General features: G+C 75.5%; 5 protein-coding genes. 4 read left to right on the top strand and 1 reads right to left on the bottom strand.

Annotation, left to right across the window (positions count from 1 at the left end; genetic code table 11):
* Positions 1–147: 147 nt before the first annotated feature.
* Positions 148–1002, bottom strand: a complete 855-nt coding sequence (gene rfbD, locus WCS02_RS17330) for a dTDP-4-dehydrorhamnose reductase (protein ID WP_340295495.1) — start codon at positions 1000–1002, stop codon at positions 148–150.
* A gap of 37 nt (positions 1003–1039) precedes the next feature.
* Between rfbD and WCS02_RS17325 the strand changes: the two genes are divergently transcribed.
* The 4 genes from WCS02_RS17325 to galE all read left to right on the top strand — a co-directional run bounded on the left by WCS02_RS17325 (position 1040) and on the right by galE (position 4758).
* Positions 1040–2161 carry a glycosyltransferase family 4 protein gene (locus tag WCS02_RS17325; RefSeq protein ID WP_340295494.1) on the top strand — a complete coding sequence of 374 codons (1122 nt, stop codon included), beginning with the start codon at positions 1040–1042 and terminating at the stop codon, positions 2159–2161.
* Positions 2162–2208: 47 nt separating this feature from the next.
* Entirely contained in the window at positions 2209–3027 is an 819-nt protein-coding gene (locus WCS02_RS17320; RefSeq protein WP_340295493.1) for a CoA transferase subunit A, read from the top strand.
* 62 nt (positions 3028–3089) lie between these two features.
* Entirely contained in the window at positions 3090–3758 is a 669-nt protein-coding gene (locus WCS02_RS17315) for a 3-oxoacid CoA-transferase subunit B (protein ID WP_340295496.1), read from the top strand.
* Between the two features lie 34 nt (positions 3759–3792).
* The gene (gene galE / locus WCS02_RS17310) at positions 3793–4758 is read left to right on the top strand and encodes a UDP-glucose 4-epimerase GalE (protein ID WP_340295492.1); all 966 of its coding nucleotides are present in this window, start codon (positions 3793–3795) and stop codon (positions 4756–4758) included.
* Positions 4759–5071: the final 313 nt, after the last annotated feature.

Below are 5071 nucleotides of genomic sequence, written 5' to 3'. Positions count from 1 at the left end.
GGCGCGTGCTGGTCGGGCCCGAGGGCTCGCCGGACCGGGTGGTGGCGACCTGGGCGGCCGGCGGGTCCGTGGTCCTGCACACCGGGCTGCCCGCCGCGGCGCTGGAGCGGGTGGCCGCGCAGGAGCGCACCGACCCCTGAGACCGGGTCAGGCCTCGGCGAGGACCTCGTCGGCGGCCTCGGCCCAGCGCAGCCGCCAGGGCCCGACCGGCGCGACGCCGGCGGCCTTGAGCGTGTCGTGCGCCAGGACCGACCAGGCCGGGCGCGGGGCCGGGCGGACGAGCTGGTCGCTGGTGACGGGCTCCACCATGTCGGGGTCCCGCCCGGTGGAGCGCACCACCTCCATGGCGAACTCGTACCAGGACGTCCAGCCCGCCGACGTGGCGTGGTAGGTCCCGGCCGGCACGCGGGCCTCGAGCAGGCGCAGGAGCAGGCCCGCGACGTCGACGGTCCACGTGGGCTGCCCGACCTGGTCGTCGACCACCTGCAGCACGTCCTGCTCGCGGGCCAGGCGGGCGATCGTGCGGGGGAAGCAGCCGCCGTGCGCGCCGTACAGCCACGCCGTGCGCAGCACGAGGGCGTCGGCGCCCGAGGCCCGGACCGCCCACTCCCCCGCGGCCTTGCTCCGCCCGTAGGCGCCCGCGGGCGCCAGCGGCACGTCCGCCGCGACCGGGGTCCCGGCCGGCGCGGGGCCGACGACGTAGTCCGAGGACACGTGGACCAGCCGGGCGCCGGTGCGCGCGCAGGCCCTCGCGAGCAGCGCCGGGCCCACCGCGTTGGCCGCGAACGCCTGCCCCTCGTGGCTCTCCGCGTCGTCGACCGCGGTCCACGCGGCGGCGTTGACGACGACCTCGTGGCCGCGTACCGCCTCGTCCACCGCGGACGGCGAGGTGATGTCCAGGTCGGCCCGGCCGAGGCCGGTGACGTCGTGGTCGGCCTCCAGCAGCGCGGTGACCACGTCGGTGCCGAGCATGCCGGCGGCGCCGGTGACGAGGATGTCCACCGCGGCAGGCTATCGCCGGGCGGCTACGGTCCCCGCTGTGCACGTGCTGTTCGTCACCCGGAAGTTCCCGCCGCAGACCGGCGGGATGGAGACCCTCGCCGCCGACACCCACGAGGCGCTGCTGGCGGGGGGCGCCCGGGTGACCCTGCTGCGCAACGTCCGCAGCGACTGGCACTCGTGGTGGTGGCTGCCGCTCACGCTCGTGCGGATGGCGCGCGTGGTGCGCGACGACCGGCCCGACGTCGTCCTGCTCGGCGACGCCCTGATGAACGCGGTGGCGACCTGGCTGCTGCGCCGCCACCGGCTGCCGCACGCGACCATGGTCATGGGCCTGGACGTGACCTTCGACTCCTCGGTGTACCGCAAGGTCGTCGTCCGGCACCTGCGCGCCGCCCCCCTCATCATCGCCATCAGCGGGGCCACGGCGACCGCGGTCCGCGCGGCGGGGGTCGAGGAGGACCGGCTCGTCGTGCTGCGGCTGTCGGTGGCGCCGCCGGCGGGCATGGAGTCCCGCGAGGCCGCCCGCGCCCGGCTGCGCGAGCGGCTGGGCGTCGGCGAGGACACGGCCGTCCTGCTCACGCTCGGCCGCCTCGTGCGGCGCAAGGGCGTCGCGTGGTTCGTCTCCCAGGTGCTCCCCCGCACGAGCCGCGACGTCGTCCACCTCGTCGCCGGGGCCGGGCCCGCCGAGGACCGGATCCGGCGCGCGGCGCGCAGCCGGGGCCTGGAGGACAGGGTCCGCCTGCTCGGCCGCGTCGACCGCGAGGACCGCGAGCTGCTGCTGCGGGGCGCGGACCTGTTCGTCCAGCCCAACATCCACGTCTACGGCGACATGGAGGGCTTCGGGCTGGTCAACGTCGAGGCCGCGGTCCGCGACCTGCCCGTCCTCGCCGCCGACATCGAGGGCATCCCCGACGCCGTCGTCGACGGGGAGACCGGCTGGTTGCTCACCTCGCAGGACGCGCCACGCTGGCGGGCCCGGCTCGACGAGCTGCTCGGCGACCTGGACGCGCTCCGCGGGTCCGGTGCCCGGTTCGGGGCCACCGCGCGGGACCTGTACTCCCCGGAGCGGTTCTCGGCGGAGCTGCTGCGCCTGCTGGGGCAGGTCGCCGCCGGCGAGCAGACCGCCCACGAGCTGCACGAGGAGCGGAACCGGGGCTGAGCCGGGGCCGGACCGGGGCCGCACCGGGCCCGCTAGGGTCTGCGGCCATGGACATCGTCGTCCCTGACCCCCACGAGGCCCTGGCCGGGCTCACCGACGGCGCCACCCTGGCCGTCGGCGGCTTCGGGCTGTGCGGCGTCCCCCGCGTGCTGGTCCAGGCCGTGCTCGACCTCGGTGTCACCGACCTGGAGGTCGTGTCCAACAACTGCGGCGTCGACGGCGCCGGGCTCGGCCTGCTGCTCGAGGCCCGGCGCGTCCGGCGCGTCGTGGCCAGCTACGTCGGGGAGAACAAGGAGTTCGCGCGCCAGTACCTGTCCGGCGAGCTCGAGGTCGAGCTCACCCCGCAGGGCACCCTGGCCGAGCGGCTGCGCGCTGGCGGCTCGGGCATCCCGGCCTTCTTCACCCGCACCGGCGTCGGGACGGTCGTCGCCGAGGGCGGGCTGCCGTGGCGGTACGCGGCCGACGGCTCCGTCGCGCTGGCCTCCCCGCCCAAGCGTGTCGAGCGCTTCCCCGCCACGGCCGACCCCGCCGGCGTGCCGGTCGACCACGTCCTGGAGACCGCGGTCGTCGCCGACGTCGCCCTGGTCCGGGCGGCCCGCGGCGACCGGCTCGGCAACCTGCAGTTCCACGCCTCGGCGAGGAACTTCAACCCGCTGGTGGCCATGTCCGGCCGGCTCTGCGTCGCCGAGGTCGAGGAGCTGGTCGAGGTCGGCACCCTCGACCCGGACTCCGTCCACCTGCCCGGGGCGTTCGTCCACCGGGTCGTCCCGCTCACCCCGGACCAGGCACGCGACAAGCTCGTCGAGCGCCGCACCACCACCCCGCGCCCGACCGGTCAGACCACGAGCCAGGAGGACGCACGGTGAGCGAGCAGGTCCCCGCCGGCGACCGGCAGCACGTCGAGACGGCCACCACGACGGTCCACACCATGACCGGAGGCCTCACCCGCGACCAGATGGCCGCCCGCGCCGCCCTGGAGCTGCGCGACGGCGACTACGTCAACCTGGGCATCGGCCTGCCGACGCTCGTGGCCAACCACGTGCCGGCCGGCGTCGAGGTCGTGCTGCAGTCCGAGAACGGCATCCTCGGGGTCGGCCCGTACCCCGACGAGGACGACGTCGACCCCGACCTCATCAACGCCGGCAAGGAGACCGTGACGGTGCTGCCGGGGGCGAGCTACTTCGACTCCGCGACGAGCTTCGCCATGATCCGCGGCGGCAAGATCGACATTGCCCTGCTCGGTGCCATGCAGGTCAGCCCTGCCGGGGACATCGCCAACTGGCTCGTCCCCGGGAAGATGGTCAAGGGCATGGGCGGGGCCATGGACCTGGTCCACGGCGCCCGCCGGGTCGTCGTCGTCATGGAGCACACGGCCCGGGACGGCTCGCCCAAGCTCGTCGAGACCTGCACGCTGCCGCTCACCGGGCGCGGCGTGGTCGACCGCGTCATCACCGACCTCGCGGTGCTCGACGTCGAGCGCGGCGGCGAGCAGCCGGGGTTCGTCCTGCGCGAGCTGGCTCCCGGCGTGGAGCTGGCGACCGTCCTCGCCTCGACCGGCGCCCCCGTCCGCGTGCCGGACGGGACCGGGAAGGCCTGACCCGGCCGGGGCCCGGGCCGGTAGCGTCGCCGCCATGACTGTCGCTGTCACGGGAGCCGCCGGCTACATCGGGTCGCACGTCGCCCACCTGCTGGCCGAGGCCGGCATCCACGTCCTGGCCGTCGACGACATGTCGGCGGGCCTCGGCAGCCGGATCGAGCAGTTCCCGCTCGTCGAGATCGACCTCGCGCGCGACGAGGCGCCGGGCGTGCTGCGGGCGGCGTTCGCGCAGCACCAGGTCCGCGCGGTGGTCCACCTCGCCGCCCGCAAGGCCGTCGGGGAGTCCGTCGAGCAGCCGATGCGCTACTACTCCCAGAACGTCACGGGCCTGGCCAACGTCCTGACCGCGATGCAGCAGTCCGGCGTCGACCGGTTCGTCTTCAGCTCCTCCGCCGCGACCTACGGCATGCCCGACGTCGACCTGGTGTCGGAGGACCAGCGATGCGAGCCGATCAACCCCTACGGCGAGACCAAGCTCGTGGGCGAGTGGCTGGTCCGTGCCGCGACCCGGTCCTCGGACCTGCGCGCGGTGAGCCTGCGCTACTTCAACGTCGCCGGGACCGGCCGCCCCGAGCTGGCGGACACCGTCGTCGCCAACCTCGTGCCGATCCTCCTCCAGCGCGCCGCCGAGGGCGTCCCCGCCGCGGTGTTCGGCGACGACTACCCCACCCCCGACGGCACCTGCGTGCGCGACTACGTCCACGTCGCCGACCTCGCCGAGGCCCACGTCCGGGCCCTCACCTATCTCGAGCGCGACGACCGGCCGCACGACGTCTTCAACGTCGGCAGCGGCACCGGCGCCTCGGTGATGGACGTCGTCGAGGCCCTGTCCCGCGCGCTCGGCCAGGAGGTGGCCACGGTCGTGGAGCCCCGCCGCGCCGGCGACCCGCCCCGGCTCGTCGCGTCCGTCGAGCGCATCTCCTCGGTGCTCGGCTGGCACGCCACCCGCGACCTCGACGAGATCTGCCGCTCCGCGGTCGAGGCGGCTCGCGCCCGCTGAGGCCGCTCGTCGAGCGGTCGTCGAGCGGTCGCGCAGGTCTATCCCCACGACCGGGCTCTTCGAGGCCGCGGCATTCGAGCGGGTGGTGAGGGGCGCAGCGGCGGGGGCCGCGGTGGCTGTTGCGGCGGGAGCTGGGCGGCGTCGGGCAGGCCTAGCCGAGGACGGCGTGCACCGACGGCGGGTCTGCGAGCAGCCCGATAGTTGTGTCCGGCCCCCTCTCTAGCGTCGCTCCATGGACCAGCCGCCCTCACCCGACACCGCCTGCATGCTGGTCGCGGGCTCGATGGCGCGGATCTCTGCGGCCGCCGAGGCG

It is taken from the genome of Aquipuribacter hungaricus (assembly GCF_037860755.1).
GTDB classification, from domain to species: domain Bacteria; phylum Actinomycetota; class Actinomycetes; order Actinomycetales; family JBBAYJ01; genus Aquipuribacter; species Aquipuribacter hungaricus.
This window is presented reverse-complemented; position numbering and strand designations above follow the sequence as displayed.